Source organism: Geopseudomonas sagittaria (assembly GCF_900115715.1).
Lineage (GTDB): Bacteria > Pseudomonadota > Gammaproteobacteria > Pseudomonadales > Pseudomonadaceae > Geopseudomonas > Geopseudomonas sagittaria.
Window position 1 is genome coordinate 94443 of the sequence record NZ_FOXM01000012.1, and the last position, 13630, is coordinate 108072.

The following is a 13630-nucleotide window of genomic DNA, read 5'->3' on the forward strand; positions in this document are numbered from 1 at the left end:
CCGGCGCGGGCTTTTGGCCCCTCGCCCCTGCTTGGGCGAAGGGAACTTGCACGCCGGCCTTGGCCGAGAGACTCAGAACGGCGCCGGGCTTTCGAAGCGCATGCGCTCGCCGCTCTGCGGATGGGTCAGGCACAGCAGGCTGGCGTGCAGGCACAGCCGCTCGTGGGCGGCCAGCGCCTGCTCGTGGGCGTACAGGCGGTCGCCGAGCAGCGGGTGGCCGATGGCCAGCATGTGCACGCGCAGCTGGTGCGAGCGGCCGGTGATCGGCGTCAGCTCGACCCGGCACCAGTCGCCGCAGCGCTCGACCACGCGCCAGAAGGTCAGTGCATGCTTGCCCAGCTCATGGTCGACGATGTGCCGCGGCTTGTTCGGCGGGTCGTAGCGCAGCGGCAGCTCGATGCGTCCGCTGTCGGTAGCCGGCTGGCCCCAGCACAGCGCGGTGTAGGCCTTTTCCGTCTCGCGGTCGTGGAACTGCCGCGACAGTTCGCGGTGGCTGTCGGCGTCGCGGGCCAGCACGATCAGCCCGGAGGTTTCCCAGTCCAGGCGGTGGACGATGCGCGCCTCCGGATAGCCGTTGTCCTGCAGGCGGGTGACCAGGCAGTCGCGGTTGTCCTCGGCCCGACCGGGCACCGAGAGCAGCAGGGTCGGCTTGTTGATCACCAGCAGGGCGGCGTCCTGGTGGACGATTTCGATATTCGACAGCGGCATGGAAAATCCCATAAATGAAAACGGCGACCCGCAGGCCGCCGTAGTACACGCCCCTATCCGATCAGCGATCGGGCAGGGTGATGTTGAGCTCGAGGATCGAGCAGGTGCCCTGGTTTTCCAGCGCCACCTGGACCTGGTCCTGGTCGATGGGCACGTACTTGCGAATCACCGCGATCAGCTCTTCCTGCAGCGCCGGCAGGTAGTCCGGCTGGCCGCGGTTGCCGCGCTCGTGGGCGACGATGATCTGCAGGCGCTCCTTGGCGATGGAGGCGGTATTGGTCTTCTTGCGGGCGAGAAGGAAGTCGAAGATGCTCATTCGCGACCTCCGAACAGGCGTTGCAGCAGGCCCTTCTTCTGCACTTCGAGGAAGCGGTGCTTCACTTCCTTGCCGAGCAGGCGGTCGACGGCATCGCTGTAGGCCTGACCGGCGTCGCTCTGATCGTCGAGGATCACCGGCACGCCCTGGTTGGAGGCCTTGAGCACCGCCTGGGATTCGGGAATCACGCCGAGCAGGCCGATGGAGAGAATCTCCTCGACGTCGTCGACGCTGAGCATCTCGCCACGGGACACCCGCTCGGGGTTGTAGCGGGTCAGCAGCAGGTGCTCCTTGATCGGCTCCTCGCCCTTTTCCGCGCGCTGCGACTTGCTGGCAAGCAGGCCGAGGATGCGGTCGGAGTCGCGGACCGAGGACACTTCCGGGTTGGTCACCACGATGGCGACATCGGCGAAGTACATCGCCAGGTGCGCGCCCGTCTCGATGCCGGCCGGCGAGTCGCAGATGATGTACTCGAAGTCCTTCTTCAGTTCCTCGATGACCCGTGCCACGCCCTCCTTGTTGAGGGCCTCCTTGTCGCGGGTCTGGCTGGCGGCCAGGACGTAGAGGTTGTCGAGGCGCTTGTCCTTGATCAGGGCCTGGCTCAGGGTCGCTTCGTTGTGGATCACGTTGATGAAGTCATACACCACGCGCCGTTCGCAGCCCATGATCAGATCGAGGTTACGCAGACCGACGTCGAAGTCGACGATCACGGTCTTGTGCCCGCGCAGGGCAAGGCCGGTGCCGATGGCGGCGCTGGAAGTCGTTTTGCCCACGCCACCCTTGCCGGAAGTTACAACAATAATTTGCGCCAAGGTGTTTACCCCAAATGAATGGTTTCAGGTCCCTGAATTTGCCGGGAGTATCCGTTAAAGGCGGGTGATGTTCAACACATCTCCCGACAGGCTGACGTGCACCGGTTTGCCCCACTGCGGACTGCGGCGCAGGTCCTCGGCGACCTTGTAGCGGCCGGCGATGGAGAGTAGTTCAGCGGTCAGTTGCTGGCAGAAAATTCGCGCTTCGGCATTGCCGCTGGCGCCGGCCAGAACGCGGCCACGCAAGGGGCCGTACACATGGATGTTGCCGTCGGCGAGAAGTTCCGCCCCCGGGCTGACCGTCGACAGCACCACCAGGTCGCCGCCGCGGGCATAGATCTGCTGGCCGCCGCGCACCGGGCGGGTAATCACCAGGGTCGGTTGCATTGGCGCTTCGGCCGGCTCGGCCTCCTCGACCGGCTCCGGCTCCGGCTCCGGCTCCGCTGCCTGGGGCTCGGCCAGCAGCCGTTCGCGGCCGCTGGCCGAGGGCAGCAGCGGCAGGCCCAGCTCGTCGGCGGCCTGGATGTCGCCGGGGCGGCTGGCACGGGCGCCGAGGGCCAGCAGGCCGTGGCGGCGGCAGATGTCCAGCAGGGCGCCGAGGTCCAGCTCGGCGTCCGCGGCCGCCAGCTGCTCGAGACCGAGCAGTACCGGCGTGTCGTTGAAGAAGTTGGGGGCCTTGGCGACCTTGTCGGCCAGCTGCCGGTCGAGGCGCGCCAGGTCGTTGCGGGCGAGCTCCAGCACGGTGACGGCGAGCATGTTGCCCTTGAGCCGGAAGATGGGGTCTTGGTCGGTCAGATCTGCTTGATTCATGGTGATTGCAGCCAGGGAGATGCCGGGACTTATAACGACATCACCTCGTGCCCGCAAGTTGCAGCCACGGCTGATTCGCTGCGGCGTGACAAGGTAGAATGATCCGCTCGTTCGCCTGACTGGATGTGCTGATGGACCGTCCCCGCTTTCGTGCCGCTTTTCTTCATCCGCGCTACTGGCCGCTGTGGCTGGGCCTGGGCGTGCTGTGGCTGGTGGTGCAGCTGCCCTATGCGCTGCTGCTGAAGCTGGGGCGCGCCCTGGGGGCGTTGATGCTGCTGGCGGCGAAATCGCGTCGGCAGATCGTCACGCGCAATCTCGAGCTGTGCTTCCCCGAGCTGTCCGCCGCCGAGCGCGCCCGCCTGCTGCGCGAGAACTTCGCCTCCAACGGCATCGCCTTCTTCGAGATGGCGATGAGCTGGTGGTGGCCGTCGGCCCGCCTGGCGCGCCTGGCGCACGTCGAGGGGCTGGAGCACCTGCAGGCGGCGCAGCGCGAAGGGCAGGGGGTGATCCTGATGTCCCTGCATTTCACCACCCTGGAGATCGGTGCATCGCTGCTCGGCCAGTTGCACACCATCGACGGCATGTACCGCGAGCACAAGAACCCGCTGTTCGACTACATCCAGCGTCACGGCCGCGAGCGGCACAACCTCGATGCCAGCGCCATCGAGCGCGATGACGTGCGCGGCATGCTCAAGGTACTGCGCGCCGGGCGGGCGATCTGGTACGCGCCGGACCAGGACTACGGCCGCAAGCAGAGCATCTTCGTGCCGCTGTTCGGCGTGCCGGCCGCCACCGTCACCGCCACCAGCAAGTTCGCCCGCCTGGGCAAGGCGCGCGTGGTGCCCTTCACCCAGCAGCGCCTGGCCGACGGTTCCGGCTATCGGCTGACCATCCATCCGCCGCTGACCGACTTCCCGAGCGACAGCGAGGAAGCCGACTGCCTGCGCATCAATCAGTGGATCGAGCAGGCGGTGCGCCGGTGCCCCGAGCAGTACCTGTGGGCCCACCGGCGCTTCAAGACGCGCCCGGAGGGGGCGCCGAAGCTTTACGCCTGAGCGTGTCTGGCAGGCATGGCGCTCACGCGAAGCGCCCGCTGCGAAAGTCCGCCAGCGCCTGTTCGATCTGCTCGTGAGTGTTCATCACGAACGGCCCGTGCTGGACGATCGGCTCGTGCAGCGGGCGTCCGGCGATCAGCAGCACGCGGGCGCCCTGGGCGCTGGTCAGGTGCAGGCTGTCGCCATCGCCGAGGCGCGCCAGCTGGCCGGTCTTGACCGTGTGGTCGCGCTGACCGCGCACCATCAGCTCACCCTCGAACACGTGCAGCAGCACAGTGTGCCCGCGCGGCAGTTCGGGCATCACGCAGGCACCGGCCGGTAACTTGAGGTCGAACAGCTGCGGTTCGGTATGCGGGCGCTGCACGGCGCCGCTCTGCTCCTGCTCGCCTTCCTTGAAACGTCCGGCAATCACCGTCACCTCGACACCCCGGACGCTGGTCAGGCGCGGAATCTCGGCGGGGGCGAAGTCTCGGTAGCCGGCCGGCCCCATCTTGTCCGCCGCCGGCAGGTTGAGCCAGAGCTGGAAGCCGAACATGCGGCCCTGCTCCTGCTCGGGCATCTCGCTGTGGATGATGCCGCGCGCGGCGGTCATCCACTGCACGCCGCCGGGCTCGAGCAGGCCGCGGTGGCCGAGATGGTCCTCATGGCGCATGCGCCCCTCGAGCATGTAGGTCACCGTCTCGAAGCCGCGGTGCGGATGCGGCGGGAAGCCGCCGATGTAGTCGCGGGCATCGAAGGAGTCGAAAGCGTCCAGCATCAGGAACGGATCGAAACGTTCCAGGCCGGGGCCGCCGATGATGCGGGTCAGGCGTACGCCGTCGCCATCCGAGGTGGCGCGGCCGCTGTGCAGGTCGAGTACGTCGCGATAGTGGGGATAGCTCATGGCGCAGCTCCTTGTGGGCTTCACGCCATGTTAGTTCAGCTCCGCGGATGGATGGTTGCGCATTCCTAGTGCAACCCATCGAGCGAGTCGATGGGTTGTCGGTCACTCGCTGATCTGCAGGCGGCGTGCTTCGGTGTAGACGTAGCGCACCTTCTCGTACTCGAACGGCGAGTTGAGCTGGCCGTAGCGGAAGTCGTTGATGTGCCGGCGGTCGATGGCCATCAGCCCGTAGTAGGTCGTGCCCTGCGCGGTGAGGCCGGCTTCCACGGCGGGGTTCGCCGCGCTGCCGAGGGCGGTGTCGAACACCAGCCCGCCGGTGTCGCGCAGGTTGGAGGGGCCGAGTAGTGGCAGCACCAGATAGGGGCCCTCCTCGGCGCCCCAGTAGCCGAGGGTCTGGCCGAAGTCCTCGCTGCGCCGCTCCAGCCCCATGCGGCTGGCCGGATCCCACAGGCCACCGATGCCGAGGGTGGTGTTGAACAGCAGGCGGGCCGTGGTGGTCATGGCGTCCTTGCCCTGCAGCTGCAGCAGGTGGTTGGCCAGGCTGGGCACCTCGCCGAGGTTGGCGAAGAAGTGGCTGACCCCGCTGCGCACGAAGCGCGGGGTGACGAAGCGGTAGCCGTTGACCACCGGCAGGTAGACCCATTCGTCGAAGCGCTGGTTGAAGTGGTAGATGCGCCGGTTCCACTCCTCCCAGGGGTCGTTGTTGACCAGCGCCACCAGGGTGGCGCGCTCGAATTCGCGCTGGTTGAGCTGGGGGTTGAACTTCAGCTGTTCCAGCGGCCGGGTGAAGCCGTCGGCGTCGGCGGGCTGCTCGGCCAGGGCGCCAGTGCTCAGGGCCAGCAGGATGGCCGGCAGCAGGCGGCGAAGAGAGTCAGTCACGGAAGAACTCCAGCATGGCCTGAGTGTTGACCCGGTAGTTCAGGTTGCCGCAGTGCCCGCCGCGAGGGAACAGGGTCAGGCGCGCGCCGAAGGTGCGGCGCAGGAAGCCGAGATCGCCGGGGCTGAGGATCATGTCGTCGCGGTTGTGGAAGACCTTGATCTTGTCGCTGCCGGCCAGGTAGGTACGCAGCGAGTAGAGGCTGACCTGGTCGATCAGCTGCAGCAGGCTGTTGCCGTCGCCCTGGCGGCGCCAGTACGGCATCAACTGCTCGCGGATGTAGCACCCGAAGTCGCAGAGCAGGGCGCGCTTGAAGAAGGGCGTGAGGCTGGTGCCCTGATCCATCGGGTAGGTCGGCGGGATGATGAAGCCGCGCCGGTTGATCAGGTCCGAGGTGAAGGAAATGTCGGCGGCGGCGAAGCGGAAGGCGGCGCCGATCAGCATGGCCATCTCCTCGTCGGACAGGCGCTGCCTGGACTGCTGGAAGTCGTAGAGCATCGCCGCGTCGATCTCCACCGCGCCGCGTTCCTCGAAGTAGCGCGCCAGCTTGCCGAGCACCAGATCATAGAAGGTACTGCTGCTGTCGATGCCGCTGACCTCGGTCTGCACCAGGCGATCGAGATTGGTCACCGAGGTGAACAGGTTGACCGGCGGGTTGACCAGCAGCACGCGGCGGAAGTTGAACGCCTGGCGGCTTTCGTCGAGATGGCTGACGAAGGCGGCATGCAGGCCGCCAAGGCTGTAGCCGATCAGGTAGTAGTCGCTGACCGGCAGATCCTTCTGCTGTGCGCGGACGCTCTCCATGACCCGGTACAGGTCGATGGCGTCGCGGTCGGAAATGCCCGGCGTGGCGTGCCGCGAGGCGGCGGCCATGAAGTCGTAGCTGGTCGGCGAGGACAGCTGCACCACGTGGTAGCCGGCGCCGTAGAACAGGCGCTTGAGCTCCTCGGTCTTGCCGTTGGCGTAGTGCGCGCCGGTGCCGGAGATGATGAACACCAGCGGCGCGCGGCCCTCCTGGCGGGCCAGACGGTACTTCAGCGACTTGACCGCCCAGAAGTTGTCCGGCAGTTCGCGACGGGGGCGCAGGCGCAGGCTGTAGTCGGCCTGGTCGATGTCGGCATCGTCCGGCAGCGTGGGGCGCAGTTCCGGCGGGGTGGTGGCGATGGTCGCCTCGAACGGGTTGGTCAGCGGGAAGCCGTAGCTTGCGGCGTCGATCTCGTTGACCGCCGCCTGGGCGCCGCCCAGCCAGAGGATGGCGAGGAGCGCGAAGAGGCGTGAAGCAAGGGGCATGCAGTAGCAACCTTCCGCAGATGTCGGTTTCGGGCAAGGGAGAGTGTGACCCGCCGCCAGCCGCCGAGTTGCGCCGGGGGTCGCAAGGTTCTGACCGGCGGCCCCCGAGCGGGTAGTGTCGAACAGTGTGTCACCTGCAACGGGAAAGGGAAGTCGCGGCGGTTTTTTCGGCAAAACGGCAGGCACACCCTTTGGCCGGCGCGGAGACATCCGGACCGGCGAAAGCCCCGTATCGGGACTGTAACTACGTACAGCGGTTACTCAGTAGTCGCTATCCTCGTCGCGACTGTTCAACTCCTGCAGATGCTTGCGGGCCAGGGCCAGAAAGCGTGGCGTCAGGCCGACATCCTCGTACAGCGGATCACCCTGCTCGTCGGTGGCGACCACCTTGCTGCCCTTCACGTAGGGAAAGCTCCCCTCCAGTTCCTGCAGCGCGACGCCGACCAGTTCGCTCAGCAGCTCCTCGGGGCGGCGCTTGGGGTACATCTCGCTGAGGGCGGCCAGGCGAGCGGCCGACTCCACGTCGAGCGGAATGCTGTAGATGCTCTTGCTCAGCTTGCCCTTGGCGCTGAGTTCCCATTCATTGACCAGATCGCGGATTTTCATGCATGCCTCCGGCCTTGTACTGTGGTCGGTAACGGGGATGTCTTTAGACTGAGCCTAGACTGCTCTTGCGGCTCCTGCCGCAAGGCTAATCGTGCCGAACCGGCAAGGGTTACAGGGAGGAGGGCGAAGATGGCGGAAATCGATGCGCGCCTGCGCGAGGACGTCCACCTGCTGGGCGAGCTGCTGGGGGAGACCTTTCGTGCCGAACGCGGTGCGGATTTTCTGGCCAAGATCGAGCGCATCCGCAAGGGGGCCAAGGCGGCCCGGCGCGGCTCGCTGGCCGGCGCACAGCAATTGGCAGAGACCCTCGATGCCCTCGCCGAGGATGAGCTGCTGCCGGTGGCGCGGGCGTTCAACCAGTTCCTCAACCTGGCCAACATCGCCGAGCAGTACCACCGTATCCGCCGCCGCCGGCCGGCCGAGCCGTTGCCGTTCGAGGAGCGGGTGCTGGGCGAGGTGCTCGAGCGCCTGCAGGCCGCCGGCCACAGTTCGCAGGGCCTGGCGCAGCAGATCGCCGGACTGGACATCGAGCTGGTGCTCACAGCCCATCCGACCGAGGTGGCGCGGCGCACCCTGATCAAGAAATACGACGACATCGCGGCCTGTCTGGCCGCGCGGGATCATGCCGATCTGTCCGTGAAGGAGAAGGCGCAGACGCTTCGCGAGTTGCGCCGGCTGCTGGCCGAAGTCTGGCATACCGAAGAGATCCGCCGCAGCAAGCCGACCCCGGTGGATGAGGCCAAGTGGGGCTTTGCGGTGATCGAGCATTCGCTGTGGAGTGCCCTGCCGGGGTTCCTGCGCGGCGTCGACGAGCTGCTGCACGGCTGCTGCGGTACCCGCCTGCCGCTGGAGGCGGCCCCGGTCCGCTTCGCCTCGTGGATGGGCGGCGACCGCGACGGCAATCCCAATGTCACCGCGCAGGTCACCGCCGAGGTGCTGCTGCTGGCACGGCGCATCGCTGCCGAGCTGCACCTGCGCGACGTCGAGCGTCTGATCACCGACCTGTCCATGCACCAGGCCAGCCCGGCGCTGCGCGAGCGGGTCGGCGAGGCGCCCGAGCCCTACCGGGCGCTGCTGCGTCAGTTGCGTACCCGGCTGTTCGCCACCCGCGACTGGGCGGCTGCGGCTTTGCAGGACGGCCAAGCCCCGGGTGCCGCGGTGCTGCAGGACAACCGCGAGCTGCTCGAGCCGTTGCTGCTCTGCTACGACTCGCTGGTCGCCTGCGGCCTGGGCACGATCGCCGACGGCCCGCTGCTCGACAGCCTGCGCCGCGCGCACACCTTCGGTCTGTTCCTGGTGCGCCTGGACATCCGTCAGGATGCCGGGCGGCATGCCGCGGCGCTCGACGAGATCACCGCCTACCTGGGTGTTGGCCGCTACGCCGAGTGGGACGAGACGCAGCGCCTCGACTTCCTCCAGCGCGAGCTGGACAACCCGCGGCCGCTGCTGCCAGCGCATTATCGGCCGTCGGCGGATACCGCCGAGGTGCTGGCCACCTGCCGGGTGGCGGCGCAGGCACCGGCCGCGGCGCTGGGCTCCTACGTGATTTCCATGGCCGGCGCGCCCAGCGACGTGCTGGCGGTCGAGCTGCTGCTCAAGGAGGCCGGCCTGCAGCGGCCGCTGCGCGTGGTGCCGCTGTTCGAGACGCTGGACGATCTGGAGCACGCGGGGAGCGTGATCGACCGCCTGCTGGGCGTGCCCGGCTACCGCGCCCGCCAGGCCGGGCCGCAGGAGGTGATGATCGGCTACTCCGACTCGGCCAAGGACGCCGGCACGCTGGCGGCGGCCTGGGCGCAGTACCGCGCCCAGGAGGCGCTGGTCGACGTCTGCCAGCGCCACGGTGTCGAGCTGCTGCTGTTCCACGGTCGCGGCGGCACCGTGGGGCGTGGCGGCGGCCCGGCGCACGTGGCCATCCGCTCGCAGCCGCCGGGCTCGGTGGCCGGGCGTTTCCGGGTCACCGAACAGGGCGAGATGATCCGCTTCAAGTTCGGCCTGCCCGGCGTCGCCGAGCAGAACCTCAGCCTCTATCTGGCCGCAGTGCTGGAGGCCACCCTGCTGCCGCCGCCGGCGCCGACCGCCGAATGGCGGGCGCTGATGGAGCGTCTGGCGGCCGACGGGGTGGCGGCCTATCGCGCGGTGGTGCGCGAGCATCCGCAGTTCGTCGCGTACTTCCGCCAGGCCACTCCGGAGCAGGAGCTGGGCCGCCTGCCGCTGGGCAGCCGGCCGGCGCGGCGGCGCAGCGGCGGGGTGGAAAGCCTGCGGGCGATTCCGTGGATCTTCGCCTGGACCCAGACGCGCCTGATGCTGCCGGCCTGGCTGGGCTGGGAAGCCGCGCTGGGGCAGGCGGCAGAGCGCGGCGAGACGCGCCTGCTGCACGAGATGCGCGAACACTGGCCGTTCTTCCGCACGCGTATCGACATGCTCGAGATGGTGCTGGCCAAGGCCGATGCGGGGATCGCCCGGCTGTACGACGAGCGTCTGGTCGAGGAAAACCTGCGCCCGCTGGGGCAGCAGCTGCGCGACCTGTTGTCGCAGGCCAGTGACGCGGTGCTGCGTCTGACCGGCCAGGCGCAGCTGCTCGGCAGCGACCCCGTGCTGCGTGAGTCGATCAGCGTGCGCGATGCCTACCTCGACCCGCTGCACCTGCTGCAGGTCGAGCTTCTCGCCCGTTCGCGCCGCCTCGCCGAGCATGCCGAGAGTCCCCTGGAGCAGGCGCTGCTGGTCAGCGTGGCGGGCATTGCCGCGGGGCTGCGCAACACCGGCTGAGCGGCCCCTCGCCAGCATCCCGCTATCTTGTGTCGGGCCGGGTAGCTGTGTATTTTGGTCTGCTTTTTCACCGCCCCATTTCATGCTAGGGCGCAAATAAAAATTTCGAGATTGGCCCCACGAGGCGAATCCAGGATTTCCTACATCCTTTCTGGAGCAACAAGATGCGTGTGATTCTGCTGGGGGCACCGGGTGCCGGCAAAGGTACTCAGGCCCGCTTCATCACCGAAAAATTCGCCATTCCGCAGATCTCCACCGGCGACATGCTGCGTGCCGCGGTCAAGGCCGAGAGCCCGCTGGGCCTGCAGGTCAAGGAAGTGATGGCCAGCGGTGGCCTGGTTTCCGATGAGATCATCATCGGCCTGATCAAGGAGCGCATCGTCGCCGCCGACTGCGCCAACGGCTTCCTGTTCGACGGCTTCCCGCGCACCATCCCGCAGGCCGAAGCCCTGCGCGACGCCGGCGTGGAAATCGACCACGTGCTGGAGATCGCCGTGGAGGATGCGGAAATTATCAGCCGCATGTCCGGCCGCCGCGTGCACCCGGCTTCCGGGCGCACCTACCACCTGCAGTACAACCCGCCGAAGGTGGCCGGCAAGGACGACGAGACCGGCGAAGAGCTGATCCAGCGCGAAGACGACCTGGAAGCGACCGTGCGCAAGCGCCTGGACGTCTACCACGCCCAGACCCTGCCGCTGGTCGGCTTCTATCAGGACCTGGAGCAGACCGCCGGCAAGCCGAAGTACTCGCGCGTCGAGGGTGTCGGCAGCGTCGAAGAGATCACCGCCAAGGTGCTCGCCGCACTGAGCTGATCCGCTCTCTGCTGCAGCAAACGGCCCGCCCTGTGCGGGCCGTTTGCATTTCCGGGGCACGGCGAGGGCTGCCCGGCCCGCGTGCCGTGGCTGCCCACGCCGCGACCAGCCGCGGCTGCTACAATGCGCGCCCGTTTCCCAACGTACCGGACCTCCGTCATGACCACCCTGCTGGCCCTGGATACCGCCACCGAAGCCTGTTCCGTCGCACTGCTGCACGAGGGGCGTGTCTACAGCCGCTACGAGGTGATCCCGCGCCTGCATGCCCAGCGCGTGCTGCCGATGGTGCAGGAAGTGCTGGCCGAGGCCGGTATCGTCCTCGGCGCCGTGGAGGCCATCGCCTTCGGTCGCGGTCCGGGCGCCTTCACCGGCGTGCGCATCGCCGTCGGCGTGGTCCAGGGCCTGGCCTTCGCCCTCGGCCGCCCGGTTCTGCCGATCTCCAACCTGGCGGTCATGGCCCAGCGCGCCCATCGCGAGCAGGGGGTCAGCCAGGTGGCGACCGCCATCGATGCGCGCATGGACGAGCTGTACTGGGGTTGCTATCGCCTGGAGGACGGCGAGATGCGTCTGGCCGGCGTCGAGGCGGTGCTGCCGCCGGAGCAGGTCGCCCTGCCGCGCGCTGCCGAGGGCGAGTGGTTCGGCGCCGGCACCGGCTGGGCCTTCGCGGCGCGCATCCCGGTGGCGGTCAGCGGCATGGATGCCGGCCTGCTGCCGCATGCCGAGGACCTGCTGACCCTGGCCACTTTCGCCTGGGCGCGTGGCGAGGCGGTGGACGCCGAGCAGGCGCAGCCGGTGTACCTGCGCGACAACGTGGCCACCCCGAAGAAGGGCTGACGCGGCCGTGCTGCCGTACTTTCTCGGCTGCCCGGCGTGGAACGAGCCGGCCTGGCGCGGCTCGCTGTATCCGGACGGCCTGGCCGGTCGCGATTTCCTGCCGGCCTATTGCCGGGTGTTCAACGCCGTGGAAGGCAACACCACCTTCTATGCCCGGCCCGCGGCGGCGACCCTGGCGCGCTGGGCGCAGCTGATGCCGGAGGGCTTCCACTTCTGCGCCAAGCTGCCGCGCGACATCAGCCACGAAGGCGACCTGCGCGACAATCTGGCTGCCGCGCGCGACTTCCTCGACCTGCTGGCGCCGCTCGGCGCGCGTGTCACGCCGCTGTGGCTGCAGCTGCCGGCCAGCTTCGCTCCGCCGCGCCTCGCCGAGCTGGCGGCGTTCATCGACGGTCTGCCGTCCGCGCGCAGCCTGGCGGTGGAGGTGCGCCATCCGGCGTTCTTCGCCCGAGGCGGCGAGGAGAGGGCGCTCAACCGCCTGCTGCTGGAGCACGGTGTCGAGCGCATCGGCCTCGACTCGCGGGCGCTGTTCAGCTGCACCGAGCGCAGCGCGGCGGTGCTGCATGCGCAGAGCAAGAAGCCGCGGCTGCCGCCGCGTCCGGCGGCATTCAGCCAGGCGCCGCAGGTGCGCTTCATCGGCCATCCGCAGCTGGAGGCCAACGATCCCTTCCTCGCCCCCTGGCTGGACAAGGTCGCCGGCTGGATCGAGGAAGGCCGCACACCCCACGTGTTCCTGCATACCCCCGACAACCACTTGGCGCCCGAACTGGCGCGGCGTTTTCACGCGCAGCTGATGGCGCGCCTGCCCGGCCTGCCGGCGCTGCCGGAGAACACGGCCGGCGAGCAGTTGGGCCTCCTGTAGGGAGCGCAAAGCGCACCCTGCCTGCGCCAGGCGTTGCCAAGTCGCCCCTGCGACCGCGCCTTTCGCGCTACCCTCTGCGCACGACCAAAGACCGGGAAGTCTTCCATGCCCCTGCTGCGCCTGTCGCTGCTCGTCGCCCTGGCCATGCTGGCCTTCGCCGCCAACTCGCTGCTGTGCCGCATCGCCCTGCGCGACGGCCATATCGACGCCGCCAGTTTCACCGCCATCCGCCTGCTCGGCGGTGCGCTGGCGCTGGGGTTGATCGTCTATCTGCGGCCAGGTGCGAAGTGCGCGGTGCTGGCCGGCAGCAACCTGTCGGCGCTGGCGCTGTTCGCCTATGCCGCCGGGTTTTCCTGGGCCTACCTGCAGCTGGCCGCGGCGACCGGCGCGTTGCTGCTGTTCGGCGCGGTGCAGGCGAGCATGATCCTCTGGGGCCTGTGGCGCGGCGAACGGCTGGCGCTGGGGCAGAGCTGCGGCCTGCTGCTGGCCTGCGGCGGCCTGGCCGTGCTGCTGTTGCCCGGCGCCAGCGCGCCGCAGCCCTTGCCGGCGCTGTCGATGCTGCTGGCCGGGGTGGCCTGGGGCGTGTATTCCCTGCGCGGTCGTGGCGCCGGCGATGCCACCGCGAACACCGCCGGCAATTTCATCCGCGCGTTGCCGCTGGCGCTGCTGCTCGCTGTGCTCGGCCTGCCGTGGGCGCGGCTGGACGCCGCCGGACTGGTCTATGCGCTGCTCTCCGGCGCCCTGGCCTCGGGCCTCGGCTACGCGCTGTGGTACGCGGTGCTGCCGGCGCTGCGCGCCACCCAGGCGGCGACCGTGCAGCTCAGCGTGCCGCTGATCACCGCCCTGTTCGGCGTGCTGCTGCTCGGCGAACCCTTCGATCTGCGCCTGCTGCTGGCCTCGGCGCTGCTGCTGGGCGGGGTGGCCTGGGTGCTGCTCGGGCGCGCGCCAGTGCCGCGATAGGGCGGGCCGCTGCGTTATTTGGCAAAATGGCCGCCCCAC

Annotated in this window: 14 protein-coding genes; 6 read left to right on the forward strand and 8 right to left on the reverse strand. The window is 68.7% G+C overall.

Annotated elements, in window-relative coordinates:
* Positions 1–72: 72 nt before the first annotated feature.
* From BM297_RS15010 to minC, 4 genes are all read right to left on the reverse strand, one after another.
* Positions 73–708, reverse strand: coding sequence for an RluA family pseudouridine synthase (locus BM297_RS15010; protein ID WP_092432927.1), 636 nt, complete (start codon positions 706–708; stop codon positions 73–75).
* 61 nt (positions 709–769) lie between these two features.
* On the reverse strand, positions 770–1024 hold the full coding sequence (minE, locus tag BM297_RS15015; protein ID WP_092432929.1) for a cell division topological specificity factor MinE: 255 nt from the start codon (positions 1022–1024) through the stop codon (positions 770–772).
* Positions 1021–1836, reverse strand: coding sequence for a septum site-determining protein MinD (gene minD / locus BM297_RS15020; RefSeq protein WP_092432930.1), 816 nt, complete (start codon positions 1834–1836; stop codon positions 1021–1023). The genes minE and minD overlap by 4 nt, the downstream gene beginning before the upstream one ends.
* Before the next feature lie 54 nt (positions 1837–1890).
* A complete protein-coding gene (minC, locus tag BM297_RS15025) occupies positions 1891–2646 on the reverse strand; it encodes a septum site-determining protein MinC (RefSeq protein ID WP_092432931.1) in 756 nt (251 codons plus the stop codon).
* Positions 2647–2777: 131 nt separating this feature from the next.
* Between minC and BM297_RS15030 the strand changes: the two genes are divergently transcribed.
* Positions 2778–3701 carry a lipid A biosynthesis lauroyl acyltransferase gene (locus tag BM297_RS15030; RefSeq protein ID WP_092432932.1) on the forward strand — a complete coding sequence of 308 codons (924 nt, stop codon included), beginning with the start codon at positions 2778–2780 and terminating at the stop codon, positions 3699–3701.
* Positions 3702–3723: 22 nt separating this feature from the next.
* Here BM297_RS15030 and BM297_RS15035 read toward each other — a convergent pair whose 3' ends face one another.
* From BM297_RS15035 to BM297_RS15050, 4 genes are all read right to left on the reverse strand, one after another.
* A complete protein-coding gene (locus tag BM297_RS15035; protein WP_092432934.1) occupies positions 3724–4584 on the reverse strand; it encodes a pirin family protein in 861 nt (286 codons plus the stop codon).
* A 102-nt stretch (positions 4585–4686) separates the two neighbouring features.
* Entirely contained in the window at positions 4687–5442 is a 756-nt protein-coding gene (locus BM297_RS15040; RefSeq protein ID WP_394328021.1) for an MlaA family lipoprotein, read from the reverse strand.
* 13 nt (positions 5443–5455) lie between these two features.
* Positions 5456–6751: an alpha/beta fold hydrolase gene (locus BM297_RS15045; RefSeq protein WP_092432935.1), complete on the reverse strand. Its 1296-nt coding sequence runs from the start codon at positions 6749–6751 to the stop codon at positions 5456–5458.
* Positions 6752–7012: 261 nt separating this feature from the next.
* Positions 7013–7357 carry a pilin assembly protein gene (locus BM297_RS15050; protein ID WP_092432936.1) on the reverse strand — a complete coding sequence of 115 codons (345 nt, stop codon included), beginning with the start codon at positions 7355–7357 and terminating at the stop codon, positions 7013–7015.
* A 129-nt stretch (positions 7358–7486) separates the two neighbouring features.
* Between BM297_RS15050 and ppc the strand changes: the two genes are divergently transcribed.
* The 5 genes from ppc (at position 7487) to BM297_RS15075 (ending at position 13591) form a co-directional block, all read left to right on the forward strand.
* The gene (ppc, locus tag BM297_RS15055) at positions 7487–10123 is read left to right on the forward strand and encodes a phosphoenolpyruvate carboxylase (RefSeq protein WP_092432939.1); all 2637 of its coding nucleotides are present in this window, start codon (positions 7487–7489) and stop codon (positions 10121–10123) included.
* Positions 10124–10287: 164 nt separating this feature from the next.
* Positions 10288–10935: an adenylate kinase gene (adk, locus tag BM297_RS15060; protein ID WP_092432945.1), complete on the forward strand. Its 648-nt coding sequence runs from the start codon at positions 10288–10290 to the stop codon at positions 10933–10935.
* 159 nt (positions 10936–11094) lie between these two features.
* Complete coding sequence (gene tsaB, locus BM297_RS15065) at positions 11095–11769, forward strand: tRNA (adenosine(37)-N6)-threonylcarbamoyltransferase complex dimerization subunit type 1 TsaB (RefSeq protein WP_092432949.1); 675 nt, start codon at positions 11095–11097, stop codon at positions 11767–11769.
* A 7-nt stretch (positions 11770–11776) separates the two neighbouring features.
* Entirely contained in the window at positions 11777–12631 is an 855-nt protein-coding gene (locus tag BM297_RS15070) for a DUF72 domain-containing protein (protein ID WP_092432951.1), read from the forward strand.
* A 105-nt stretch (positions 12632–12736) separates the two neighbouring features.
* On the forward strand, positions 12737–13591 hold the full coding sequence (locus BM297_RS15075; RefSeq protein ID WP_092432953.1) for a DMT family transporter: 855 nt from the start codon (positions 12737–12739) through the stop codon (positions 13589–13591).
* The last annotated feature ends 39 nt before the right edge of the window (positions 13592–13630 follow it).

What these genes read in the sequence shown, in the direction of transcription:
- BM297_RS15010 (WP_092432927.1), bottom strand. Translation starts at nt 708, where the DNA reads ATGCCGCTGTCGAATATCGAAATCGTCCACCAGGACGCCGCCCTGCTG.
- minE (WP_092432929.1), bottom strand. Translation starts at nt 1,024, where the DNA reads ATGAGCATCTTCGACTTCCTTCTCGCCCGCAAGAAGACCAATACCGCC.
- minC (WP_092432931.1), bottom strand. Translation starts at nt 2,646, where the DNA reads ATGAATCAAGCAGATCTGACCGACCAAGACCCCATCTTCCGGCTCAAG.
- BM297_RS15030 (WP_092432932.1), top strand. Translation starts at nt 2,778, where the DNA reads ATGGACCGTCCCCGCTTTCGTGCCGCTTTTCTTCATCCGCGCTACTGG.
- BM297_RS15035 (WP_092432934.1), bottom strand. Translation starts at nt 4,584, where the DNA reads ATGAGCTATCCCCACTATCGCGACGTACTCGACCTGCACAGCGGCCGC.
- BM297_RS15045 (WP_092432935.1), bottom strand. Translation starts at nt 6,751, where the DNA reads ATGCCCCTTGCTTCACGCCTCTTCGCGCTCCTCGCCATCCTCTGGCTG.
- BM297_RS15050 (WP_092432936.1), bottom strand. Translation starts at nt 7,357, where the DNA reads ATGAAAATCCGCGATCTGGTCAATGAATGGGAACTCAGCGCCAAGGGC.
- ppc (WP_092432939.1), top strand. Translation starts at nt 7,487, where the DNA reads ATGGCGGAAATCGATGCGCGCCTGCGCGAGGACGTCCACCTGCTGGGC.
- adk (WP_092432945.1), top strand. Translation starts at nt 10,288, where the DNA reads ATGCGTGTGATTCTGCTGGGGGCACCGGGTGCCGGCAAAGGTACTCAG.
- tsaB (WP_092432949.1), top strand. Translation starts at nt 11,095, where the DNA reads ATGACCACCCTGCTGGCCCTGGATACCGCCACCGAAGCCTGTTCCGTC.
- BM297_RS15075 (WP_092432953.1), top strand. Translation starts at nt 12,737, where the DNA reads ATGCCCCTGCTGCGCCTGTCGCTGCTCGTCGCCCTGGCCATGCTGGCC.